Genomic DNA, 24,045 nt, shown 5'->3' with positions numbered 1-24,045 from the left:
AGTTCTGATTTAACAATCCATGACTGCTTACGCTCTGCGCTTTTTGAAAGCGTGCCAGCCAGCGCTGAGAATTGTTTTTAACACCACACCTAATGCGCTTAATTTGGGGTCGGCATTCTTGCCAGAGGCAATGCGCCACATCTGATGTTCATACCAAACTAGCCCGACCATCGCCATCTTGTCTAAAGCGGGTTTTCCTGTGGTTGGCACCGTTAGTGGCATGCCGTGGCTAGGGTCTTCAATTAACTTGTTAGGGAAATCAGGATCAACCGCCATTGTGCGCGCAATACCAATAAAATCGGTCGCCGAGGTGTTTAATGCTTCATTCATTGCTTGGGCGGTTCGGAAACCACCCGTGACCACCAGCGGTGTGCTGACGAGTTTTCTCGCCTTCACCATGTAATCCATAAAATACGCTTCACGCTTTACTGTGCTGGCCTTGATTGATTCAGCCTTATTCTTTGAACCCATCATTGATGGGCTTTCATAGGTGCCGCCGGAGATCTCAATCAAGTCGATACCGTTATCACTCAATGTTTGTACAACCAGCATCGACTCTTCTTCAGTGAAGCCACCTTTCATGAAGTCGGCGCTGTTGAGCTTAATCCCGACGGGGAAATCGTCACCGACCTCTTTTCGAATCGCACGATAAGCCTCAAGCACAAAACGAAGTCTGTTTTCGAGTGAGCCACCCCATTTGTCTTGGCGTTGATTGTGTCTTGAAGACAAAAACTGACTCACGAGATAACCATGAGCACCGTGGATCTGCACACCGGTAAAACCCGCTTGTTTTGAAAGCTTTGCACTCAGCGCGAATTTATCAATGATTGCGATTATTTCCTTCTCAGTCAGAGCTCGTGGCGTATTAAAGCCTTTTTCTAATCCGCGCTCTAAAGAGATCGCCGAAGGGGCAACCGGGCTATCACATAAGAACTTAGGGATTTGCTTACCTGGGTGATTCAGTTGCATCCATATCTGCGAACCATTCTGTGTTCCGGCTCTCGCCCACTCACGAAATACAGTTAAGTCACTGTGCTCATCCAACACAACGTTTTTAGGTTCACCAAGCGCCCCCCTATCGACCATCACGTTACCCGTTATGGATAAGCCAATTCCTCCTTGAGCCCAACGCTGATAGAGCGTGACTAAACCTTGCTTAGGGTTATGGTGTTTATCACCTAGCTGTTCACTCATTGCCGATTTGAACAGGCGATTTTTGATCACTTGGCCATTAGGAAGAGAAAAAGGATCATTGAGGCAAATCGGATTCATGCGCGTGGTTACTTTCTTGGGTTTATATATTCAGTCCAGTATGCCCTATTTTATCCGACAGTTCTGAGCATTTAACGCCTATATCGAAGCAAATTTCGCTCAATAAAAAATGCCAGCGGCATAGCAGCTGGCATTAATCGATTATAAACAAAACCTTAAACAGGCGATTTAAGTCATCACTTTATCGTGGATTTTTTGACCTTAGTAAATGGTGTCGATTTCCATTTATCTGTTCTTACCTCTTCACCGGGCGTGTACATGCGTAACACTGAATACCATTGGTGATCGGGGATAGGTAAGAAGTTAGGATCATCTTCATGCCCTTTTACATCGCTACTCATGTAAATGGTGTAACTGCCATCAGCATTAGGCGTTAGCGTTCTGTCTCCACGGGAATGACGGTTTAAGTCGTTTTTCTCCATCAATCGAGTTTCACCACTGTAGGCCGTGTATGACCAAAAACCACCCTCTTCTAGCGGTGGCGCATCGAAGGTCACCGTGTAATCATACTTACTACCGTCGAGCGCACCACCTTCACTATCGAAGAAGTCACCGCTGTACATAGTGTGTTTTGCAGGCAGCCCCCACTGGCCCATTAAGGTGCCGTAGGCGTGCTGAAAGCTTGGAACCTTGGTCATTTCATCGCGAGTGCCTAACACGTCTCGTGAATCATCAAAGCCCGCATTGATGATTCGTTCCAGTCCGTCTTTTTGACCAGACTCGATCATACTAAGCTGCTCTGCCGTAAATGGATGACTGGCTTTGCCTAATTCAACATCTCCTAAGCCAATGTACTCAAACAGTTCAAGCAGCTTTTGGTCATGTGCCTTCATGGTTCCTTCAGACAGAATGAAATTGGTTCGCTCGACCCAATTAGAGTCTTCAGGATCTGGATACTCGCGCTCAATAGGAACTGGCCCTTTCTGACCTAAGTATTCCGACAACGTCCTAACATTCCATTGATCCATTAACTTTTGAGCAGTTGCAGAATCGTCACCGCCAAGGTCCATGATTCGACCCATCATTTTGACCAGCGGGTGCTCGACATAGATGACTTGATCGACACTCGCAGGCACTTCACCTTTCCACCCTTCAACTGCATACATGAAACTGCCGCCTTTTGTGCCTCGCTGTGGAGAGCCAAAAGCCGAGTCAGTAAAGTGCTGCATATTCATGGTATGGAACAACCAGTATCGATTGTCATCATGGTCTGGAATCGTAACGATGACAGGCTCTGCTGCTAGGTCCATCCAACCCATCAAATGTAACGTGTCATTGTTAATCGTCGGGTGCGCAGTGTAAGTGTCGTCAGCAAGTATTCGAATATTTTGGAATCGATTCAAAGGGTAGTCTTGCTCAACGACGGTTTTGTAAAAGTATTTGTAGGCTTCATCTATCGAGTACGCGTATTCGTAGGCAAGTTGTGCCAATAGCTGATTATCCTTTTTGAGCGACGCTAAACTCGCCATCTCAACGGGTAGAGTTTCCGTCTTTATCTCCATTGCTGTTTTTGTTGCCACAGCTACGCTCGTCGCGTCCACGGATTGACTCGCGAGTACCGGAGACGGAAGTGCAACCATGAAAGCACAAGTCAGTGCTGCCGCAAGTATGTTTTTTTTCATCATTTAATGTCCTAACTAAAAACGAGTACGGAAGGTGATCCAAGTGTTGTTGTCAGTATCACCACTAAAAATGATGATGTTGTCACTATCGACCTTGTAGCCCAGCTGCATTTCAGCAGAGAAATCTCGAGTGTTCTCACCATCCAATCCGTAGGTGTATTGGGGGGCGAGTAGAAGATAAAATTGGTCAGCAAAATCGTACTTTAGATAGTTGATACTGCTGATGATTTGCGTGTCCTCAAACTTATTATTCTCCTCCCACATTTGTCCATACGTTATGGCGCTATAGAGTTTAAATTTGTCGCTTAACTTGAATGCTTGCATCACACCAATAGAGGCGTAGTTCGATGTTAGATCGTCGTTGGAGAAGTCGTGTCCAGCATCAACAAATAAGCCGGTGCCCGTTTTCTTATTGGGTGTGAAGAATCGTGCTCGATAGTTTTCAAAGTTGTTTTTTCCTTCCAACTTACCCAACACACCCCAATCGCCACGATTCACGCCAAACTGGAAGGTAGCGCCAAGCCCTTTATTGCCCGCAATAATTTCACCTCCCGTATAAACAGCCATTGGATCAGCCATGTCACTGGCAGGTTCTTCTTGAGCGGAAACACAAAATGCAAAGGGGATAAGCGCAAAGATAGAGAGTGTAAAACTGGAAAAGGTGCCCGTGAGCAGACGTAACGGTTTCTTCATATTATTGTCCGATAGTAAGGTGCGCTTGTTACAGCACACCTTGTATTTGGCGTTAGTCAGCAACCACTGATTTGTCTGCCATACCAATACCACCGGCTTTCTGTCTTGGTGGAAACGCTTTGAGTGACTTCTGATATTCCGCCGCTGATTTTTGCAGCTTTGGTAATACCCAAGACTTCTCTTTCATCCATAAGAACCAACCACGAGTATCAGGGCTACGCTCGTAAGGATCAGCCTTGATGTTGATGAGCATCCCTAGTGGCCACTCTTCAGGAGGCGCAATCCACTCCGTTTTGGTTTTTAGGTGCACTTTCCAATCATCCACTCGGAACGCATTCAAATCTTGCTCGTTGTAGAAGAAGAACTCATGACGTTGACTCGGCTCGCCTTTGGTCAACATATCCAGCTGGTTATAACCATCCAAGTGGACTTGGTAACGCTCGCCGTTTAACTCTTTTCCATCTAGCAGCTCTTGCTTAATGTCGCCTTCACCCACTGCAGCCATAATGGTTGGCACCCAGTCTTCAGAAGTCATGAAGCCATCGGTGTATTCACCTTGAGGGATTTTATCTGGCCAGCTGACCAGCATTGGTACACGGAAACCGCCATCCCATGTCGTGCCTTTTTGACCACGGAAAGAGGCAGAACCACCATCAGGCCAATGATCTAGGTTTACGCCGTTGTCTGAGGTAAACAAGATTATCGTGTTATCAATTTCACCAAGATCTTCTAACTTATCGAGTAATACACCGATCTGGTCATCAAGTTCGATCAATCCATCGTAATACGTGTTGATTTGGCTCGCGCCTTGATACTCAGGACGCACGTGTGTTTTTTGATGCATACGAGTCGGGTTGTACCACATGAAGTAAGGTTGTTCGTCTTTCTCTGCTTCATGTCTATCAAGCCAATTCGTAGCAAACTCCAAAAATTCGCCATCAACGGTTTGCATGCGTTTAGAGCCTAAAGGACCTTTATCTTCAATCGTTTGCTTTCCAACCACACCAAACCTTGGGTCTTCTTGCATGTCCACACTCTCGGTAGCGATGGTGTGAAGAACATTACGAGGGCGACCTCTGAAGTTAGGGTCTGTTGGGAATTCCGGCTGTTCAGGCATCTCCATAACGTTGAGGTGGTAAAGGAAACCGAAGAATTCATCAAAGCCGTGCACCGTTGGTAAGTGACTGTTGTTATCGCCTAGGTGACTTTTACCGACATGCACGGTCGCATAGCCTTTGTCTTTCAGCATTTCGGCTAGGGTTGGATCTTCTTTTTGAAGGCCAAGTGAAGAGCCCGGCTGACCGACAGACGTTAAGCCTGTTCGGAAAGGATATTGACCCGTGATAAAGGCAGAGCGCCCCGCGGTAGAGCTGCCTTGTGCGTAGTAATCGCTGACCATCATGCCGCGCTCGGCAATTCGATCAATGTTCGGCGTATCCACCGCGCCTAAACCACGGTGGTAGGCCGACAGATCCGTTGGGCTCACATCATCGAGCATGATGGCAACCACATTGGGTTGGCTCGCTGCATGTACATTGACGCTCGCCAGTACCGAGAGCGCCAGAGCGGATTTAACAAAAGACTTATACATTTATAACCCTCATTCACTATGAGTAAATCGCTGAAGTCACAACGAAAATTGTGCATGTCTCAGCGAACCATTGTTGAGGTAAATGGTATAAGAAAGAGGCCAAAAATGGCTTGATAGCCACTATTACGATTCTTAATAGTGGCCGTTAGAAAGGGGGAGTTATTTAGAAGGAATAGTAGCGTGACACTAGGATTGAATAATCAACGTAATTTCTTTTTGAAGCCAATCCGTGAACGGGTTATTGCGGTTTGCTTGATGAGTAAACAGTGCCAATTCTCGACGATAGGTGTCTTTCAACAGTTCCGGCGGTAAATCGATACAGCGATAAGAGTGATCAAGCAAATAGCGGCATTTCGACGATGTCACATAGATGAAGTCGCTGTCCTTAACGACTTCTAGCATCAAATTCATATTGTTACTTCTGAGCCCGATGTGTTTATCTAAGTCATATTTTTTGATCAACATTTCCGCCTTGGACGGCTGAATGTAACCAGGGATCATATTGATACAGAGTGGGTATTTCAGAATATCCTCAAGGGAATTACCTTGAATTGGGTGGTCAGCTCTTAACACCAACATGAACTTATCAAAGCCAACTGGGCGCTCAGTCAGGGTTTTATTGACCTCCATGGGAAGATAGCTCACTCCCCAACACATTCGGTTGGTCTCTAGGGACTGGACGCCGTTTTCTAACCAAGGTGAACATTGAAACGTCACTTGCGGCGCTTCTTTGGTCAGCTTTTTGATTAATGGCACACCCACTGGGATCAACAGCGGGGAAGGCAACATGATTTGAACCTCCCCTCTTAAATCTTCCAAGCCCCACTCATCATTGGGTATGTAAAGGTTATCTAGTTGCTCTAATAGCAGAGGCAAGGTTTCAATAAGCTTTAAGCATTTTGGGGTGGGTTCAAGCCTTGCTTTATCTCGAACAAACAACTCGTCATCAAATTGTTCTCTGAGTTTACGAAGCATGACACTGATCGTCGGCTGACTTACGTTTAAAGCTTTTGCTGCACTCACCGTTTGACGAGTTTCATTAAGCACCAAAATGAGCCGCAGTAAGTTTAGGTCTTTAGTCATGCCCTACTCCAAATGATTTAGAAAAGTGGAAAGTACGCTGGCGAATACCCTTTTTTCATTGCTTCTACCATAGGCAATAATTTGGGTAATGCGTGACGAAAAAACATTTCATACCCTTGGCACAAATGATTCATCGGACTGCCATCTTCAGTTGTTGCTATCCTGTTTTTAGGACAACCACCTTGGCAGAGTTCAACAAAATCACAACGTCGACAAGTGCTGTTTAACTCTTCATATTTGTTGGTGCCAAACGCGATTTGTTCTGGTGAGCTCGCCATAGTTGCAAGCTTATCACTGTTCATGGTGCCCAATTGATGATCTTGATACCCATAATGGTCACAACTGTAAACATTGCCGTCATGCTCAACCATTAATTGCTGCCCACAAGTCGCGCTGTGATGGCACATTTGGCTTTGGTAGCCCATCAACACCATTAAACAGTTTTCAAAAAACTGGATATACACTTTACCGACATCATTGGCGCTCCATGCATCAAACAAGTCACAAAGAAATTGCCCCCACTGCTCACCGGTTAACGACCAATCATGCCCTGTTCGTCTGTCTAACTCATGATCGATACAAGGCTGAAACTGCATGTAACCACTGCCATTTTCAACCAAAAACTGATAGATCGTTTTACCGTGTTTGTAGGTTTTATTGTTCACGACCGTTAACGTATTAAAATCAACATTGTGCTTCTTTAGGTAAGACATCCCACGCATTGTGCGTTCAAAAGACGACTCGCCATTTTTGTCGATCCGAGCGATGTCATTCAGAATATTGGGGCCATCGATACTGATGCCCATCATGAAATTATGTTTAGCAAAGAAACTCGCCCAGCGATCGTTAATCATGGTTCCGTTGGTCTGCATCGTATTCACGATGCGCTTTTTCGTCGCTTTGCTTGCCTGTGCTTTCATCGCCGTTTCATAGAAATCGAGCCCTCTTAACATAGGCTCGCCACCGTGCCAGATAAAATCCACTTGTTGATCTTTCATTGGCTGCGCGTCGATATGAGCACCGACAATTTGCTCCATCATGTCCAAAGACATTGAAGACCTCTTATCGACATCTTGTCTATTGAGATAATAGCAGTAGCTACAATCCAGATTGCACTGAGCCCCTTCTGCTTTAATGAATAAGCTAAAAGGATAAGTAGATGTGTTCATATCGATTCCCGTACTTTTTTGCCAACATATCAACCGAAAATCAATCAAACAATAGCGCCTCAAGCACCCTACTCGCACACGTCGTAGGGGTACTTCACCACCCTAAATCAATGTTAATTAAAACAACCACTTGAAAGGTAAAAAGAGACTATTAACATCCTTAATATCGGCTATTACACTCCTTAATCTCACTTGCTCATATGATAAATGCCTAATTCTGTTCCTACGATCTAAGGTGTTCTATGAGAAAGCTCCTCTATAAGAAAAGTGTACTGACCAGTTTAGTGTGTTCTTTATCCAGTATTATCGCGATGCCATCCCTTGCCCAACAATCTATTAATCCTGAAGAAGAGCTCGCTTACAATCTAGCTGTTCAAGCATTTATCTATGGTACGGGTCCATTAACCGTGGCTGCGGTTAGGCAAACGACCACATCTGTTGATGCGCCGATGGACAACGCTATGGCACCATTGAATGAGATGGGTAAAACACGCGTTCTATCCGGGCCTCAGGATAGAATTGTACCTACCGTCAACAACGATACGCTCTACTCACAAGCTCACTACGATCTGGATTTATCAGGTCCAATGGTGATTGATATTCCTCGCACCGATAACCGTTATTACATTGTTCAGTTATTGGATGCTTACTCAGATTCGATTGAAGATCTGCACGTAAAGAATGTCGGCGACCAAGGTTCAAAAGTGCTATTGGTTAACAAAGGATGGGCTGGCGAAGTACCAGAGGGAATTGATCGTGTCGTAGAATCTCGCACTCCTATGGTTTGGTTAATTCAACGAACGGGCGTATTTGGCGAGCAAGACCTTAATGACGCGTTGGTTACTCACGATAAATTCCTCAGCTACCCACTTGATCAGCTTGGCGCAGAGCATGACATCGTAGAACTCAAAGCTTCGACAGGTCGCATCCCACCCATGGCGAGGCCTGAAGGGTTAGAGTGGTATTCGCTAATTGACCGTGAACTACGTAAAAACCCGATTCCAGAAGATGCTGCCATCGTTGATCAGTTCCAACAAATTGGTATTGGAGGATCGACCCCCTTTAACCCTGAAGCACTAACTTCAGCACAGAAAAAAGGACTAATGCGCGCGATTGAGTCTTCACAACAGATCATTCAATACGCAGGTCGAAGCATCGGTGATGTCAATAATGGCTGGTCGATGATGTACGAGGGAGGCCGCTACGGAAATGATTACCTGAGCCGAGCGAGCATCAATATGCGTGCGGCTGGTTTGAATGTGCCAGAGCGAGCACTCTACCCAAATCGATACACAGACTCGAATGGTGAGCAACTGTCGGGAGACAATCAATATCGAATGACCATGCCTGCCGATGCACCCGCTGACGCCTTTTGGTCTTTGACCATGTACGACGCTAAAAACCTGTTCATGGTTAAGAACTTCATTCAACGCTACTCCATCTCAACCAATCGTAAGGATGAGCTGAAATACGCAGAAGACGGCACCTTGCCAATATGCATTCAATACGTAAAACCGTCCGACCCGACGTGCAACTGGCTACCAGCACCTCAAGATGACTTCTATCTTCACATGCGCCTGTATGAGCCAACTCAAGCCGTTCTCGACAATGAATACCCATTGCCACAAGTTGAAAAGCTCTAGCCTCAATTAAGTTAATTACTTCGATTAATCCAACTAAGGCAATTAAGTCGATCAAGTCGATTGCCACGGCGTTCTTAATGTTCGCTCGTGGCAATTCGTTCTCTCCCCAAATACATGGCTCAAGCTGCTAGCAACATAACTCATACACTGAAAATGAGGTTCTATTCTTGAAAACACCTTTCATCACACTGTCTCTGTTAGTAACAGGGATAGTCAACTCTCTCGCTCACGCGGGAGGGTTAAATCTATCTCAGATTGCGACAACCAAAAGCGTTGGCACAGCCGGCGCAGGAAACGTAACCGCGAACGATGCATCCGCCGTGATCACCAATGCTGCGGGGTTATCGGCCATTGAAGAAAGCGCTTGGATTCTCGGCGTTCAATACCTCGATGTTGAAACCACTTTTGTCCGTGACGATAACTCGGCTTCGACCACAGGAAGCAGCGCCGATGTTCTCCCTCACCTGTCTTACGCATCAAGGTTAAATGACCAATGGGTCGTCGGCGCAGCATTGCACGCAGCTGGCGGCACTGGCGTTGAATACTCACACGGCGTTGGCGCGCACCCCGCTTTATTAATCAAAGAAAATAGCATTTCTGCACTCAACTTAACGTCGTCATTGTCGTATCAAGTTAGTGAACAACTGTCTCTTGGTGGTTCTTTAATATTGCAGCACGCAGCGCTTGACACTCAAGCATTGAATGGTCGAGAGCTTCAAGGAGATAGCCTCGACCTAGGATTCGGCCTGAGTCTCAATCACCACATCAGTGACAACACACAATTGGGTGTCAGTTATCAGGGCCAATTTGATCACGACCTTTCCCTTGATAACGCCAACGCTTTTGGCATTAGCTCTGAACTAACATGGGTTCGAAGCTTAAACTTAGGGTTGAAGCATTCATTAAATGAAGACTTAAACCTTCTACTCAGCTCCAACATGGAGACATGGCAAGATTATGATGACAAATACTCAACCACCTATTCTCTTGGGGTTGGTGTGGAATACGCATATGAGGATTGGTTGCTGTACAGCGGAGTGAGCGGTGACACGAGCCCAGTAAGCAGTCAAAACAGAGATGTGTTACTCCCGCTCGATAAACAGTGGCGTATCGGATTCGGCGCTGAGAAGAAGATATCCAATGACTTACATCTAGGGTTGAGCTACCAATACCAAGATTTAGGCCATGGTGAAATTAATGCTGACTCAGGACTATTTCAGCCTTCTGGCAGCTATTCGACCAACAGAGTTCACTTCATCACTTTGTCTCTTCGCCATTAAAGCGAGATCTTAAGCGTTCCATTCTAGCTTCTAGCAGGAAACAGTACGAAAAAAGGATTGGCTGTGAGAGCAATCCTTTTGATTTCATGAATATCATACCGCTAACCAGAAAGGCTCTAACGCCCTTTACGCTCATGGTAATTGTCGTTATTGTGATTCTCTACGTCATCATCACAAGGACTGTCTGAGAGTTATGAACAGCACGATTGAAACTATTCTGGGGCACCGCTCCATTCGTCAATATACAAATCAACCGATTGAAAAAGCACAACTTGATGTGATTATTCAAGCTGGTCTCGCGGCTTCGTCATCGAGCTTACTGCAGGCTGTTTCTATCGTGAGAGTGACAGACAAAGAGAAGCGCAAACTGTTAGCCGAATACGCAGGTAACCAAGCTTACGTTGAGAACGCGGCAGAGTTTTTGGTGTTCTGTATCGACTATCAACGCCACGCTCAAATCAACCCTGAAGTGAAAACCGACTTTACTGAACTGACCCTGATTGGCGCGGTAGATTCTGGCATCATGGCGCAAAACTGCATGCTGGCTGCTGAGTCTCTAGGTTTGGGTGGCGTTTACATTGGCGGGCTGCGTAACAGCGCACAACAAGTCGATGAACTGTTAGAACTGCCACTGCACACTGCCGTGTTGTTCGGGATGTGTTTAGGCCACCCTGCACAACAACCAGAGGTTAAGCCTCGCCTCCCTGCTCATGTGGTGATGCACGAAAACCAATACCAACCGCTGAGCCTAGATGAAATTGCCAGCTACGATGATTCACTGCAGAGCTACTACGCAAGCCGTTCAAGCAACCAAAAGCAGAGCAGTTGGTCACAACAGATCACTCAAAAGCTGTCTGGCGAATCTCGCCCGCATATCCTGCCTTACTTGAACAGCAAGCAGCTGACCAAGCGTTAAGCCGTTAAGCCGTTAAGCCGTTAAGCCGTTAAGCCGTTAAGCGATTAGAGCTAGCAGCAAACAGCAGTACAAACAAAAATGTCAGCGTACAATACGCTGACATTTTTATTTATCCGAGGCGGCTAGCTTACAGATATTTCTCAATCGGTAACAACTGTAGGAAACCTGATTGCATTCGTTCCCATTGACCAGTGTCAGGTTCGCTGTCCCAACGTTGATCGCCTGAATACCAATACACATCACCGTCTTCCAGTTCCAAGCGCCAGCTATTATCTTCACTCATCGCTTGCTCAATGGTGTCAGCTAACGTTTCAGCAATCTCTTTGTTCTCGATGATCAAAACCGATTCAGTATTGAGATAGGTAGAGCGCAAGTTGAAGTTAAATGAGCCGATGCTCGCGATGCTGCGGTCGAATACGACTGATTTAGCGTGCAAGCCATAGGCCGTCTCAGGTGCACATTTAGACACGTCTTGAGTCGATGCTTCACACAGCTTAGATTCTGGTTTTAGCTCAAACAGGTCGATGCCATGATCCAACATGTCGTAACGTCTGCCCGCATAAGCGGAGTGATTAGTCACCAGATCATTAGAGGCCATAGAGTTCGTTAGCGCTTTTATCTCAACGCCCTTGTTGTTCAATACCTGCCACTCTTCAAGCTGACCATCATCGAATACAAGGTAAGCCGATTCCAACAAGATCTCTTGTTTCGATTCGCTCGCCAGTTTCCCTAGAAGAATCGCGGTCGCTTTCGGTTCATCGGTATTGTCTGAATCGTCAGGGACGGGCTGATCGTAAACAAAACGCGCATTCACCCATGTCATCTCACCAATCACCTCTTTCAGTAAGCTATCCGCAGCCTTACGATCTAATGGTAACTCAGGGTAATTTTGATAATGCGGAACGACAATATTATCTATCTTTGAGAGATCAGGTTGTTCGTCATCACCCAGCATATCGACAGGGTAAGACCAACGGCTATTCCAGTACTCGACAAAGCTGGTTTGGATAGTGGTAACGACTGAGCCCATCACCAATACATCGCGATCTCGGAAATTGATTTCATCAGAAAGGTCGAAGTATTCATCACCAATATTACGCCCACCAACCACAGACAAGGTGCCATCGACAGTAAACGACTTGTTGTGCATACGGCGGTTTAAGCGAGAGAAATCACCAAGGAAGCTCAACCACTTACTAAAGCCACGGCGTGTTGGTGTTGGGTTGAAGATTCGGATCTCGACGTTCGGGTGTGCATCCAGTGCTGATAATAAGCCTTCACGCTCATTGAGGTTAATGTCGTCGAGCATGACTCGCACCTTAACACCACGATCAGCAGCTGCTAACAAACGACTCGCTAGGTACCTGCCCGATTCGTCAGAGTTCCAGATGTAATATTGAATATCAATGGTGTGCTCTGCACTTTCAACCAACGCCAATCGCTGTGCCAAAGCATCCCAACCAGACTCTTGCAGACGAACCGCAGTAGTGCCTTGATCTAAAGCTTCAGGCTGAAATTCATTGGTTAGAACCGATAAAGAACTAGGTGCAGGAGAGGTTGGCGGTTCTGTTGGATGATCGATGCCTTCAGGAAGTGAAGAACACCCACCTAAAACGGCGATTAAGATTAACGTTAAACTGATGCGTTGGAGCACAGGCATGTATCTGACTTCCTTTTCACGATGCGTCTTTAGAAACTTTCCGTACAGCTTTTCAATGAACAAGCTATTCCGATCTATTCATTGATTATTACTGCTAAAGTCTGAAATTTATAGGTAATTATCCAGTATAAATTTAAAGGTCAGTAAATTGCCTAAAGATCACTTAAGTTGAGTGAGCGCCAAACAGTATAAACTCAGCGGCTTTTCGACCATTTCAATAGTGAGTTCAGTTCGGTCTGGGTTGCAGTTCAACGCCAAAGCGTAGCCGTGTAAATAATCCACCAGCAAGTCCAACGCATTTTTGGTTTGCTCTTCGGTTAACGCTAACGGGTTCAACACCGCTTCAAAACGTTCACTAAACACTTCCATCGGCCCGAGGGATTTCATGGTCAATAAGGTCTCTAACAAGCCTCTATATTCGTTGAGCATCGACAAGTAACTCACACTGAGCCGATATAGGTTATCTTGCCAGTCTTGATTCAGCTCTGGCTGTGCCACTTCTTCAATCAAAGAAACTGTGATTGCCTCAAGCAGATCGTTTTTGTTTTTGAAGTAATGGTATATGGCCATCGCATCGACCCCGAGTTCTGTCGCCAACCCTCGAATACTTGGCACTTTGCCACTCTCTCGCATCATGCTTTTGGCAATAGTGAGAATTCTCTCTGCGCTGAGTTGGCTTGATCCACTCTTTGGTCGACCTCGCTTCTGATCCTTGACAGTCATACCGTCACCTCTTAAACTTTATTTCTACACTGTAGAATATTTTAATTTATTACCGTGTAGATGCCAAGTTTCTCATCGATATCGGAGTTAAAAATGTCAAATATTGTATTCATCGCAACCAGTCTTGACGGTTACATTGCAGACAAACAAGGCGGCTTAGATTGGCTGCAAGCGATTCCAAATCCAGACGGTGAAGACATGGGCTACAACGCCCACACCGATCGTATCGATGCACTGGTCATGGGACGAAATACAATGGACATGGTGTTGAGCTTTGGGATCGATTGGCCTTACAGCAAGCCAGTCTATGTACTGAGCAACACTTTGAATGAAGTACCTCAAGAACTTGAAGGTAAAGTATTTTTGATGAAGGGCGAGCTTAAACAGATTGTCGCGAATTTGAATAACAAAGGCCTAAAGAACTTGTACATTGATGGCGGCATCACCATTCAAAACTTCATCAAAGAAGACCTGATTGATGAGCTGATCATCTCGACCATTCCTGTCGTGCTTGGTGGTGGGTCCCCGCTATTTGGTGACTTAGTATCCCCCGTCGACTTTACGTTGAAAAGCGTCACGACGTACCTTGATGAGATAGTGCAAACTCATTACTTACGTAAGCGTTAGAAAGCCTTAGCTACACAGTCAGATAATATCTTCTAATGTTCTAAACTTATTCGGCTTATATTCTATTGACAATATAAGCCGACGTTGACATCCTATAATGCTGCGTTGATTTTACCGCACTAACTGTAATGCAGTTCTAACTTTTTAAGATAGGTAAAATATGAACTTCCCAAGTACTCTTCCAGCACCGCACAAAGCACTTCTTATCAAAGTGATTGATGTCCTGTCTCAAGATCCTCGAATCTGTGGTATTGCCGCAAGTGGTTCGTTTGGTTCTGACTCTATGGACAAATACAGCGACTTAGATTTTGTTATCGCGGTAAACCCAGCCGACTACAACAGCGTGATGCAAGAACGATTCGGCATCCTTGACCAGATCGGTGGTAAGGTCGCCGCCTTCACGGGTGAACACGTAGGTGAGCCACGTTTAATTGTGTCGATATTCGGCCCTGAGCCAGTGCACGTAGATTTCAAATTCGTCTCTCTGCCAGACGCAGCAGCACGAGTCGATAACAACCACGTGTTGTGGGAGCGAGACAGCTTATTAACCGACGTATTCTGTACAGCAGAACCAGATTACCCTCAGCCAAACCCGCAATGGATTGAAGATCGTTTCTGGATCTGGACTCACTACGCTGCAACAAAAATTGCTCGTGGCGAATACTTTGAGACCATTGAATTCTTATCATTCCTGCGTCAAAACGTATTGTCTCCACTGGCACTAAAGCAGGCGGGTTTAACGCCCTCTGGCGTGAGAAAAATTGAAGCACGCTTGCCAGAATTTGCACAAGAACTCGCTAAAACCGTTTCAATGCCAGAACGTGATGCGTTGATTCCCGCTTTAGACCAAGCAGTAAAACTTTACCTAGAATTAAGAAGCAACGAGCAAATATCTGCAGATGAACATGCTCAGTCGTTTTGCCTTCAATACGTGCAAGACGAATTGAGCTAACGCGACTGAAAATGCAGCAACCAGTCTGGTTCAATTGCTAATACACCTTAAACGCCGAAAGTATGAAAGCTATCGGCGTTTTCATTTTTTCGCACCAAAAGCTCCCTCTCACTGGCTTTCAAATCCTTCTTATTAATCTCTCTGCACTAACGCCTTTCCTATCAAAAGCCGACCTAAAGTAGTACCCTTTATCGTCTCTCATTCTTGATGGTAGCTGGATATTATGAAGCTTTTGGTCGATCGCACTGGTGAACAGTTTTTAGAAATTCTGCAAGAATCGGGAGATACATTGACCGTTCAATTCATTACCAATGAAGGCAATCGAAAGGGTAAGCCATTCCAAGATAACCTGAGTGGATTGTTCCTCACAGGGTGGAAGCCGCGCACCACTTCAACCGCCATCGGATTAGAACGCTTTAAGCAAGGCAAACTTGAAGATCCCAAAGTGAGTTTCGCATTGCACCAACTCTATCCACTCGGTCGAGACGTAAAATTACCTTCCGGTGATATCGCAACTATCGCGAGTTACGCCAATACCCATGCCGATGGCTACTATATGTTTGTGCGCCTCAACGATGAATTAACCCGATTCAAGATTACGCCCGATTGGGAACTGCAACCTTCCGTTCAAAGGTTAGCCTTGCCTTATTACCCTGTGCCAAGAAGCCAGCAAGAACTCGACAATATTGACGATTTTGATGCGTGGGCGGGCGGTTTTTAAACACTGAAAGTCAGTAAACGCTATTGAGATCACATCCACCTATCGAATCTCAAGACAACAATATGTGCTCTCTAAACATTGATACGAATACCCGTTCTCAAACGATTCAAATAACGGTTTGACTGTGTGCTGCTAAAGAGTGTTTCATTCTTCCCTACAAGCTCAAACGGGGCTGTATAAAATCAATAAACGCCGAGATACGTTTAGAGACCGATGACGACTTGTAGTAAACCGCATTCACTCGCTCTCGGTCTGTGTTGGCAAGTTTATCTTGTTCCAGAATAGGGATTAGACGCCCCGCAACCATATCTTCCTGCACCATAAACCCCGATAAACAAGCAATCCCATTTCCTGCTAAGACTAGTTGACGCACGGTTTCACCATTACTGGCTGTCACGGTAGGCGCGACATAACTTGGGTTTGGTAAAGGCCAATAGTTAAGCACTTTGTTACCCGCAAAACCCACAATTTGATGCGAGCTCAAATCTTCAGGTTTGGTGGGCAACCCACGCTTAGCGAGATAATCAGGTGACGCCACAATATGGAGTAAGCTTTTACCTAACGGTCGAGCGTGCAGTGTTGAATCGGACAGCTTACCGATTCGAATCGCAACATCAGTTCTCTTTTCGAGAAGATCAACGAAGCCTTCGTTGGAAGTGAGTTCCAACTCAATGTCTGGGTAAGCCTCTTTGAATGACTGCACCAACGGCACTAGCTGGTGAAATACGAACGGACTGGCGGCATCGACTCTTAAACGACCTTTTGGCAACTCACCGCGCGACACGATTTCTTCTTCCGCGCTCTGAATCATCTGTAATCCCACCCTGACTGAATCGACAAACTGCCGCCCTTCCTCCGTCAATTCCACGCGTCTCGTTGTTCGGTTGAATATCGAGACGCCGAGTTGCGACTCAACCTTACTCACCGAACGAGACACCTTGGCGACCTGCACATCCAGCGCCTCTGCCGCCGCAGAAAAACCACCAGCATCGACAACGGTGAGTACTATTTCTAAATCATCTGAACGGGTTAGCATAAGGCTCCTTCGCTATCTTCATTTTGTTTAATGTCATCTCGCTTGTGCTCATCACAGCTCAAATCATCTGTGTCTTTTCGCTCTCATCAGCTTAACCCAATGATCGGCTAACTCTTTAATTATTGCAAATTTCACAAAGGTTATTTGTTAATGATGGCATTTTTCACAAATATATTTTGCTAGATAATCCTCGCCATCAAACGAAGCGCTCCTATTGCAGTCACAAGCTGCCCCATTTTATCGCGCTCGGTATTTAACAAAGAACAGTAAGAGAGATGATTATGCCATTAGCATTACTTGCATTGACGCTCAGCGCCTTTGCCATCGGAACCACAGAATTTGTCATCGTAGGCTTGATTCCTACCATGGCGAGCGACTTGAATGTATCTCTGCCATCGGCAGGCCTATTAGTCAGTTTATACGCGCTTGGCGTTGCTATTGGCGCACCAGTATTAACGGCATTAACCGGAAAGTGGAATCGTAAAGCGGTATTGCTAACCGTGATGGCATTGTTTGTCATTGGTAACTTATTGGCGTGGCAAGCTCCAGGCTATAACACGCTGATCGCCGCACGAATTTTGACCGGCCTCGCCCATGGTGTGTTCTTCTCGATTGGATCGACCATCGCGACAGGTTTGGTTTCAAAAGATAAAGCAGCCAGTGCCATTGCGATCATGTTTACGGGTTTAACAGTTGCATTGGTGACTGGCGTGCCACTGGGTACTTACATCGGCCAAACCTTCGGCTGGCAAGCGACCTTCTTGATCGTTGCTCTGCTTGGCCTTATTGCTCTTATCGGTAGCGCTATCTTGGTTCCAAGCAACCTTAAGCAACCACCAGCGGCGAAGATTTCGGCACAACTAAAGGTTCTAACTCAACCACGCTTACTGTTGGTTTACGCTATCACAGCACTGGGTTATGGCGGCACATTCACAGCGTTTACGTTCCTTGCTCCAATACTGGAAAATGTATCAGGATTTGATTCGAGCTCAATCAGCTTAATCATGTTGGTTTACGGTGTGTCAGTTGCGGTGGGTAACATCTGGGGCGGAAAAATGGCTGACAAGATGGGCCCGATTAAAGCGCTGACCGTTATCTTCTCTGGTTTAGCCGCAGTACTGGTGGTATTCAACTTTACCGCTGTAAACCCTTATGCAGCCGTTGCGACTATTTTGGTTTGGGGTGCATTTGCATTCGGTAACGTTCCGGGGCTACAAGTGTATGTTGTGAAACTGGCTGAGAAATACACACCAGACGCAGTCGATGTCGCTTCTGGATTGAACATTGCCGCCTTCAACGTCGGTATTGCATTGGGCTCATGGGGCGGTGGTTTGATTGTCGCGAAATCTGGATTAATGAACACCCCTTGGGTAGGTGCGGTGATCGTTTTGATCGCTCTTGTTCTGACTCGATTCAGTGGTGCGTTAGATAAGAAGCAAGCACAACAAGCTGTTCCATCTAGCATCTAGCATCTAGCATCTAGCATCTAGCAAGGATAGAAAAAACAAAGCCCGAACCTAGGTTCGGGCTTCGTCATTTACATCTGATTATTGTCCGTTATCGATCGATTTCAGCACTTTACATGGGTTACCGACTGCAACCACATTGGCTGGGATGTCTTTAGTTACCACACTGCCCGCGCCAATCACACTGTTTTCGCCAATGGTCACGCCAGGGCAGATGATCACACCACCACCTAACCAAACATTGTCACCAACGTTAATTGGCGTGCCAAACTCAACGCCTTCTTCTACACGGCCTTTCACATCGAGTGGGTGACCTGCGGTCAGGATTTGAACGTTCGGACCAAGCAGCACATTGTCGCCAATGGTCACTTCAGCCACATCCAAAATCACGCAGTTAAAGTTAGCGTAGAAATTCTTGCCCAGCTTGATGTTCGAGCCGTAGTCACAACGAAATGGAGGTTCTAGATGTGCATTTTCGCAGCCCGGAATGAGCTCTTGCGTTGCCGCTTCCCATTCGGGTGTGTCTGGAATACTGTTATTGAGTTTTTGAAGCACCTTACGACATTCGATACGAGCTGAATAAAGCTCTTTATCCCAAGCCTGATAAGGTTCGCCTGCTAGCATTTTTTGTTTTTCTGTTTTCACGTTACTTACCTGTTCTCACATCACTTAGCTATTTTTATATTACTTAGCTAGTTTCACATTACTTAACTAATGCAGGTCAATTCATCGACCCAAAAACGCAATATCGCACATCTAAATAACAGTGAATAAGGAGTGTTTACGCTTGGTTGAAGAGATGCGCAGCTCATCACTTTTTGTAGGTGAAATATGAAATTTGAACGGTGCTAATTTAGCTTCGCTATCGAATCACGTAACACCAAACTGCCAGTGGTATTGATGGTGGTCGCTTGCTCTGTTTCACCGACAATTTGCAGGATCGCCTTTTGCGTCATTTGCTCTAATGGCACACTGACAGACGTTAAGCTTGGCGTTAAAAACGCCCCCACTTTGCTGTTATCAAAACCAACGATAGAAACATCTTGAGGCAATGAGTACCCAAGTTCGGTTAACGCCTTAATCGCGCCAATCGCCATGTCATCGTTTTCAGACAAAATAGCGGTGAATGTTACTTTGCTTTTTACTAAAGATTGAGCCGAGTAATAACCACTCTCCATTGTCCAATCGCCTTGAACAACTTTAGATTCATCCAGTGCAATACCGTGCTTGGTTAATACATCTTGATAGGCTTGATAACGCTGTTCATCGGTCGAAGATCCGGCTTTACCACGAATCACAGCAATCTCTGTATGACCCTGCTCGATGATGTGTTCAACCATCAAACAAGCGCTCTGATAGTGGTCGGTGGTAATGGCATGATTGGGCTTCGACGGCATTTCTCGGTTGAGTACCAGAATCGGTGTGTCAGTGCTTTCGATGATCTTTGCAATCTCGCTTTCGGTTAAGCACTGTGGGTAAATGATGATGCCCGCGCACTTCATATCCAGTAGGAAGTTGATCGCCTTTCTTTCGTCTTCAGCGCTGTGTTTGCCATCGGTGATCACCAGTTGGTGATTCGACTTTTCGCTATAAGAAGCCGCGTGATACATCAAGGAAGAAAAGTAAGGGCCATTGAACAACTCATTAGTGATTACAAAGCCGATGAAATTGGTCTTCTTAGTCGCCAATTGCTGGGCCAACAAGTTCGGTCGATAACCTGTTTCTTGAATCGCATCGAATACCTTTTTCACCACATCTGGGCGCACGATGTTCTTGCCATTTAAGACACGAGAAACGGTCGATTTAGATACGCCTGCGCGGTTCGCGACATCAAGCATGGTTACCATTCGCTTCTTTTCCTTTATAAAAAATTAGCCGACATAGGCCGACTAATTCATTGCAAAATGACAGCTCACAGTTCACATAACTGCGCTGGGAAATGCATTCTAAATAGTGGCACCGTTAGATGCAATCACGCCTTTATACCACTCGAACGACTTCTTGCGTTTGCGTTCTAGTGAGCCAGATTGGTCGTTGTGCTTATCTACGTAAATGAATCCGTAGCGTTTTTTCATCTCACCAGTGGTGAACGACACTAAATCGATACAGCCCCAAGGGGTATAGCCCATCAAATCAACACCATCAATCGAAACGGCTTTTTTCATCTCTTTGATGTGGTCGCCAAGGTAAGCAATGCGGTAATCGTCATTAATGCTGCCATCTTCTTCAATGGTATCAACCGCGCCAAAACCGTTCTCAACGATGAACAATGGCACTTCATAACGTTCATACAGAGACGCTAAACAGAAACGTAAACCCGTCGGATCAATTGGCCAGCCCCAATCGCTAGACTGGATGAACGGATTATCGACCGAATTTTCATGACCGCCGTCCATCGCTTCTTCTGTAGATTGGTGAGAAGAAGAATCCAAGGTATTCGACATGTAGTAGCTAAAGCCTAAGTAATCAGCCTTACCTTCTTTTAGGATCTGCTCATCTTCAGGCTGCATCTCAATGTTGAAGCCTTTGATTGCCCAGTCACGCTTAGCGTAATTTGGGTAGTGGCCACGAACCATCACATCCGAGAAGAAGTAACGATCACGCATCGCTTGCTGTGCCACCATAATGTCTTCTGGCTTTGAAGAACGAGGATAGAAAGGCACCATCGCACACATTGCACCGATTTGGAGATCTGGATTGATCTCGTGACCTTTCTTAACCACTAAAGCACTTGCCACAAACTGGTGGTGAACCGCTTGATACATAACCTCTTGCGGCTTTTCGCATTGTGGGAACTTCACGCCAGAGCACAACCAACCGAAGATGTCTGCCGAAGTGTTCATCTGGTTGTTGATCTCGTTAAACGTCATCCAGTATTTCACTTTGTGCTGGTATCGCTCCATCACCGTAGTTGAATACTTAACAAAGAAATCGATCACTTTGCGGTTCATCCAGCCGCCGTATTCTTTGGCTAAGTGGTAAGGCATTTCAAAATGGCTCAGCGTCACTACTGGCTGAATATCGTATTTCAACAGCTCATCAAACAAATCATCATAAAACGCTAATCCCGCTTCACACGGCTCGGCATCATCGCCATTAGGGAAAATACGCGTCCAAGCGATACTGGTACGGAAACACTTAAAGCCCATCTCAGCGAATAACTTAATGTCCTCTTTGTATCGATGGTAGAAATCAACAGCGACTTGGTTTGGGTAGTTTTCGCCATCAATCACACCATCGGTGATTCGACGTTGCACGCCATGAGCGCCCGCTGTTAATACATCAACAACACTTACACCCTTGCCATTCGCATCCCAGCCGCCTTCTAGTTGATGCGCCGCAACCGCGCCACCCCATAAAAAATCGTTCGGAAATTCGTTGTTCATACCATTACTCGCTACAAGTTATTCGTGAAAAAGATCAGGATTAGAGCTGCGCTCACAACTCTGAAACCGATTTCAATAAAAGCCAAGATACAGATTGAAACCGGTTTCAGCAATAACTAAACGATCTTTTTCTGATCGAACTACAGACTAATCAAAAGTCAGCGTTACGATCAGTGCTCTTCAAAATATTGATCATGTGTGTGTTTGCTAGATTGGTCTTGAGTTCCGGGATAGAACTGAACCAAAGTCTGATCGGCTAGTGTGAGGTGAATCCAACCCTCTTTGACTTTCAGCCAATTGGTGCCGTTGGTCTCGTAGACGGCAGGAAAACTGCCCCAGCCTGATTCTGATACCTGCAACTCTTGAAAACGATTAATCGGGGTGAGTTTATTGCTTCTGAAGTCAGCCTCGGAGTAAACCAACAGAGGCTCGATAGCATCATTTGGCTTAAACTCATAACAGCTTACAGAGGCGGAAGTACGGTCAAACCACTGGTAGGGTTGTGCGCCTGTTAGATCATAGACCGTACAGTCGTTAAATTGAATCGCCCACTCTTGGTGAGCTTTAAAACCGAGGTAACCTATGGGTTGTGATGGTTCAGGTTTCGAGTCAGCTTCTGGTTCATACACCGGTTCTGAGGTAGCACATCCCATAAGCCCAAGGCTAAAAAGGAAAGTCACAGCAAGCTTCATCATTGTCATACCTCAGTTCCGTTAGTAGATGAGTAACTCAATTAAGTCTCTACATTAAACGGTAAGTTCCAAGCGATTACCATCCGGATCGAGAACACAGCTCTCATAATAGCCATCGCCTGTTCTTCTTGGGCCATCTAAGCGCTCATAGCCGTCTTCGACCAAGCGTTGAGTCAGTTGATCGACCGCTTGTTCCGACCCTAATGAAATCGCCATGTGAATGAAGCCTGTGAACTGGTCATAAATGTCATCTTTCGATTCAGGCACAGAATCCATTTCCATGATCTCTAAACGACTTCCCGTTTCAAACGAGAGGAAGTATGAAGAAAACCCTTTAGTTGGGTTGTGATATTTTGAGTTCGATGTCGCGCCGAAATAATCTTCATAAAATCGCTTTAGTACTTCGAGTTTTTTGGTCCAAATTGCGATGTGTTCAATCTTCATTTTGTTTGCCTAAGTTTGATGTTTAACGCTAGATTACTCATCAAATAAGGAACAATAAACAGAACGAAATTCATCGAAATTGTTCCTGATTAACGGGCTCGATTTTATGTCCATAACTGCACAGTATTGGCATCTATGTTTGTGTAATAGTTATCTTTCCTCCATAGTCAGGTTTTACACAATCTGAGATTCAAACTGTGAGCTTTTTAAAACTGATACTACTTGCGGCTATATGGGGAGGCTCGTTTCTTTTCATGAGAATGGCGGCCAATCCATTAGGGCCCGCAGTCTTGATTGAAGCGCGAGTTCTGTTTGCAGCACTTACTCTGCTTTTAGTTTCTTTTTATTTAAAAAAGAAACTCTCTTTTCATGATCACGCTAAACACTTCTTCATTCTCGGGCTGTTTAACACCACACTTCCTTTTTTGCTTTTCGCTTATGCCGCGCAGACACTTAACGCCTCGACACTCGCCATCTTGAACTCTACCGCGCCAATATGGGCGGCAATCATTGGTGCAATATGGACCAAAACAGCACTCGAGGCGAAAGTTCTATTGGGACTTGGGATTGGGGTAACGGGAGTTGGCGTGTTAGTCGGTTGGGATGCGATGAACATTGGCCGTGAGGCTATGCTTCCTATCTTTGCAGCAGTGATGGCGGCCTTTAGCTACGGAATAGCGTCAAACTATACCAAACAAGCCCCTACAATGCTCATGGCAGCATGTGGGCTGCGGTGTTGCTGGTTTTGCCATTTGTATTCTTTATTCCGATGAGAGAAACACCCGACGTTACGATCACTACGTCGGTTATCTTATTAGGCGCGGTATGTACTGGGTTAGCGTATCTACTTTACTTCAATCTCGTCTCTGAACTCGGCGCACCTTCAGCCCTGTCCGTAACCTTCATCATTCCGGTATTTGGTATTCTCTGGGGTAACTTATTCTTAGATGAAGCAATTGGCATCAATACGATTGTTGGTTCAATTCTGGTTATCACCGGCACCATGTTGGTGACAGGAATGTCGCCAATGAAAATGCTCAAAGCCGCTCGTCAGAAACGCGCACAATAA

21 protein-coding genes and 1 pseudogene are annotated in these 24,045 nt (G+C 45.7%); 8 read left to right on the top strand and 14 right to left on the bottom strand.

Annotated elements, in window-relative coordinates; all coding sequences use genetic code 11:
* Positions 1–27: 27 nt before the first annotated feature.
* The 6 genes from ACED28_RS11150 to ACED28_RS11125 all read right to left on the bottom strand — a co-directional run bounded on the left by ACED28_RS11150 (position 28) and on the right by ACED28_RS11125 (position 7,430).
* A complete protein-coding gene (locus tag ACED28_RS11150) occupies positions 28–1,272 on the bottom strand; it encodes an NADH:flavin oxidoreductase/NADH oxidase family protein (protein WP_371709869.1) in 1,245 nt (414 codons plus the stop codon).
* A gap of 176 nt (positions 1,273–1,448) precedes the next feature.
* Positions 1,449–2,897, bottom strand: a complete 1,449-nt coding sequence (locus ACED28_RS11145; RefSeq protein WP_371709868.1) for a DUF1254 domain-containing protein — start codon at positions 2,895–2,897, stop codon at positions 1,449–1,451.
* Positions 2,898–2,909: 12 nt separating this feature from the next.
* The gene (locus ACED28_RS11140) at positions 2,910–3,587 is read right to left on the bottom strand and encodes a hypothetical protein (RefSeq protein ID WP_081229268.1); all 678 of its coding nucleotides are present in this window, start codon (positions 3,585–3,587) and stop codon (positions 2,910–2,912) included.
* 52 nt (positions 3,588–3,639) lie between these two features.
* Positions 3,640–5,178, bottom strand: coding sequence for a sulfatase-like hydrolase/transferase (locus ACED28_RS11135; protein ID WP_017096312.1), 1,539 nt, complete (start codon positions 5,176–5,178; stop codon positions 3,640–3,642).
* A 186-nt stretch (positions 5,179–5,364) separates the two neighbouring features.
* Entirely contained in the window at positions 5,365–6,261 is an 897-nt protein-coding gene (locus ACED28_RS11130) for a LysR family transcriptional regulator (RefSeq protein ID WP_371709867.1), read from the bottom strand.
* A gap of 17 nt (positions 6,262–6,278) precedes the next feature.
* Positions 6,279–7,430: an anaerobic sulfatase maturase gene (locus ACED28_RS11125; protein WP_371709866.1), complete on the bottom strand. Its 1,152-nt coding sequence runs from the start codon at positions 7,428–7,430 to the stop codon at positions 6,279–6,281.
* 242 nt (positions 7,431–7,672) lie between these two features.
* Between ACED28_RS11125 and ACED28_RS11120 the strand changes: the two genes are divergently transcribed.
* From ACED28_RS11120 to nfsA, 3 genes are all read left to right on the top strand, one after another.
* Complete coding sequence (locus tag ACED28_RS11120) at positions 7,673–9,073, top strand: DUF1254 domain-containing protein (RefSeq protein ID WP_371709865.1); 1,401 nt, start codon at positions 7,673–7,675, stop codon at positions 9,071–9,073.
* Between the two features lie 167 nt (positions 9,074–9,240).
* Entirely contained in the window at positions 9,241–10,353 is a 1,113-nt protein-coding gene (locus ACED28_RS11115) for an OmpP1/FadL family transporter (RefSeq protein WP_371709864.1), read from the top strand.
* 193 nt (positions 10,354–10,546) lie between these two features.
* Complete coding sequence (nfsA, locus tag ACED28_RS11110; protein ID WP_371709863.1) at positions 10,547–11,269, top strand: oxygen-insensitive NADPH nitroreductase; 723 nt, start codon at positions 10,547–10,549, stop codon at positions 11,267–11,269.
* A gap of 127 nt (positions 11,270–11,396) precedes the next feature.
* On the opposite strand, the gene ACED28_RS11105 is transcribed toward nfsA, so the two are convergent.
* Entirely contained in the window at positions 11,397–12,929 is a 1,533-nt protein-coding gene (locus ACED28_RS11105; protein ID WP_371709862.1) for a phospholipase D family protein, read from the bottom strand.
* 159 nt (positions 12,930–13,088) lie between these two features.
* The gene (locus ACED28_RS11100) at positions 13,089–13,652 is read right to left on the bottom strand and encodes a TetR/AcrR family transcriptional regulator (RefSeq protein WP_012600113.1); all 564 of its coding nucleotides are present in this window, start codon (positions 13,650–13,652) and stop codon (positions 13,089–13,091) included.
* 60 nt (positions 13,653–13,712) lie between these two features.
* On the opposite strand from ACED28_RS11100, the gene ACED28_RS11095 reads away from it, so the two are divergent.
* From ACED28_RS11095 to ACED28_RS11085, 3 genes are all read left to right on the top strand, one after another.
* Positions 13,713–14,279 carry a dihydrofolate reductase family protein gene (locus ACED28_RS11095; protein ID WP_371709861.1) on the top strand — a complete coding sequence of 189 codons (567 nt, stop codon included), beginning with the start codon at positions 13,713–13,715 and terminating at the stop codon, positions 14,277–14,279.
* A 160-nt stretch (positions 14,280–14,439) separates the two neighbouring features.
* Complete coding sequence (locus tag ACED28_RS11090) at positions 14,440–15,231, top strand: oxalate:formate antiporter (RefSeq protein ID WP_371709860.1); 792 nt, start codon at positions 14,440–14,442, stop codon at positions 15,229–15,231.
* Positions 15,232–15,454: 223 nt separating this feature from the next.
* On the top strand, positions 15,455–15,952 hold the full coding sequence (locus ACED28_RS11085; protein WP_371709859.1) for a hypothetical protein: 498 nt from the start codon (positions 15,455–15,457) through the stop codon (positions 15,950–15,952).
* 154 nt (positions 15,953–16,106) lie between these two features.
* Here ACED28_RS11085 and ACED28_RS11080 read toward each other — a convergent pair whose 3' ends face one another.
* Complete coding sequence (locus tag ACED28_RS11080; protein ID WP_371709858.1) at positions 16,107–16,988, bottom strand: LysR substrate-binding domain-containing protein; 882 nt, start codon at positions 16,986–16,988, stop codon at positions 16,107–16,109.
* A 281-nt stretch (positions 16,989–17,269) separates the two neighbouring features.
* On the opposite strand from ACED28_RS11080, the gene ACED28_RS11075 reads away from it, so the two are divergent.
* Positions 17,270–18,457, top strand: coding sequence for an MFS transporter (locus ACED28_RS11075; RefSeq protein WP_017062388.1), 1,188 nt, complete (start codon positions 17,270–17,272; stop codon positions 18,455–18,457).
* Positions 18,458–18,535: 78 nt separating this feature from the next.
* On the opposite strand, the gene ACED28_RS11070 is transcribed toward ACED28_RS11075, so the two are convergent.
* The 5 genes from ACED28_RS11070 to ACED28_RS11050 all read right to left on the bottom strand — a co-directional run bounded on the left by ACED28_RS11070 (position 18,536) and on the right by ACED28_RS11050 (position 22,976).
* A complete protein-coding gene (locus tag ACED28_RS11070) occupies positions 18,536–19,099 on the bottom strand; it encodes a sugar O-acetyltransferase (protein ID WP_231899651.1) in 564 nt (187 codons plus the stop codon).
* Between the two features lie 203 nt (positions 19,100–19,302).
* Positions 19,303–20,301, bottom strand: coding sequence for a LacI family DNA-binding transcriptional regulator (locus tag ACED28_RS11065; protein WP_371709857.1), 999 nt, complete (start codon positions 20,299–20,301; stop codon positions 19,303–19,305).
* A gap of 99 nt (positions 20,302–20,400) precedes the next feature.
* Positions 20,401–21,840 (bottom strand): 6-phospho-beta-glucosidase, encoded by a 1,440-nt coding sequence (locus ACED28_RS11060; protein ID WP_371709856.1) that lies wholly within the window; start codon positions 21,838–21,840, stop codon positions 20,401–20,403.
* A 170-nt stretch (positions 21,841–22,010) separates the two neighbouring features.
* Positions 22,011–22,535 (bottom strand): hypothetical protein, encoded by a 525-nt coding sequence (locus ACED28_RS11055; protein WP_371709893.1) that lies wholly within the window; start codon positions 22,533–22,535, stop codon positions 22,011–22,013.
* Between the two features lie 51 nt (positions 22,536–22,586).
* Positions 22,587–22,976, bottom strand: a complete 390-nt coding sequence (locus ACED28_RS11050) for a VOC family protein (protein ID WP_371709855.1) — start codon at positions 22,974–22,976, stop codon at positions 22,587–22,589.
* Between the two features lie 254 nt (positions 22,977–23,230).
* Here ACED28_RS11050 and ACED28_RS11045 point away from each other — a divergent pair.
* Positions 23,231–24,045, top strand: a pseudogene (locus ACED28_RS11045) (DMT family transporter).

The organism is Vibrio sp. 1F253 (assembly GCF_041439295.1).
Taxonomy (GTDB): domain Bacteria; phylum Pseudomonadota; class Gammaproteobacteria; order Enterobacterales; family Vibrionaceae; genus Vibrio; species Vibrio tasmaniensis_A.
This window is presented reverse-complemented; position numbering and strand designations above follow the sequence as displayed.

Excerpts from the sequence above, each read along its gene's own strand:
- ACED28_RS11150 (WP_371709869.1), bottom strand. The coding sequence starts at position 1,272 with ATGAATCCGATTTGCCTCAATGATCCTTTTTCTCTTCCTAATGGCCAA.
- ACED28_RS11145 (WP_371709868.1), bottom strand. The coding sequence starts at position 2,897 with ATGATGAAAAAAAACATACTTGCGGCAGCACTGACTTGTGCTTTCATG.
- ACED28_RS11140 (WP_081229268.1), bottom strand. The coding sequence starts at position 3,587 with ATGAAGAAACCGTTACGTCTGCTCACGGGCACCTTTTCCAGTTTTACA.
- ACED28_RS11135 (WP_017096312.1), bottom strand. The coding sequence starts at position 5,178 with ATGTATAAGTCTTTTGTTAAATCCGCTCTGGCGCTCTCGGTACTGGCG.
- ACED28_RS11130 (WP_371709867.1), bottom strand. The coding sequence starts at position 6,261 with ATGACTAAAGACCTAAACTTACTGCGGCTCATTTTGGTGCTTAATGAA.
- ACED28_RS11125 (WP_371709866.1), bottom strand. The coding sequence starts at position 7,430 with ATGAACACATCTACTTATCCTTTTAGCTTATTCATTAAAGCAGAAGGG.
- ACED28_RS11120 (WP_371709865.1), top strand. The coding sequence starts at position 7,673 with ATGAGAAAGCTCCTCTATAAGAAAAGTGTACTGACCAGTTTAGTGTGT.
- nfsA (WP_371709863.1), top strand. The coding sequence starts at position 10,547 with ATGAACAGCACGATTGAAACTATTCTGGGGCACCGCTCCATTCGTCAA.
- ACED28_RS11105 (WP_371709862.1), bottom strand. The coding sequence starts at position 12,929 with ATGCCTGTGCTCCAACGCATCAGTTTAACGTTAATCTTAATCGCCGTT.
- ACED28_RS11100 (WP_012600113.1), bottom strand. The coding sequence starts at position 13,652 with ATGACTGTCAAGGATCAGAAGCGAGGTCGACCAAAGAGTGGATCAAGC.
- ACED28_RS11095 (WP_371709861.1), top strand. The coding sequence starts at position 13,713 with ATGCCAAGTTTCTCATCGATATCGGAGTTAAAAATGTCAAATATTGTA.
- ACED28_RS11090 (WP_371709860.1), top strand. The coding sequence starts at position 14,440 with ATGAACTTCCCAAGTACTCTTCCAGCACCGCACAAAGCACTTCTTATC.
- ACED28_RS11085 (WP_371709859.1), top strand. The coding sequence starts at position 15,455 with ATGAAGCTTTTGGTCGATCGCACTGGTGAACAGTTTTTAGAAATTCTG.
- ACED28_RS11080 (WP_371709858.1), bottom strand. The coding sequence starts at position 16,988 with ATGCTAACCCGTTCAGATGATTTAGAAATAGTACTCACCGTTGTCGAT.
- ACED28_RS11075 (WP_017062388.1), top strand. The coding sequence starts at position 17,270 with ATGCCATTAGCATTACTTGCATTGACGCTCAGCGCCTTTGCCATCGGA.
- ACED28_RS11065 (WP_371709857.1), bottom strand. The coding sequence starts at position 20,301 with ATGGTAACCATGCTTGATGTCGCGAACCGCGCAGGCGTATCTAAATCG.
- ACED28_RS11060 (WP_371709856.1), bottom strand. The coding sequence starts at position 21,840 with ATGAACAACGAATTTCCGAACGATTTTTTATGGGGTGGCGCGGTTGCG.
- ACED28_RS11055 (WP_371709893.1), bottom strand. The coding sequence starts at position 22,535 with ATGATGAAGCTTGCTGTGACTTTCCTTTTTAGCCTTGGGCTTATGGGA.
- ACED28_RS11050 (WP_371709855.1), bottom strand. The coding sequence starts at position 22,976 with ATGAAGATTGAACACATCGCAATTTGGACCAAAAAACTCGAAGTACTA.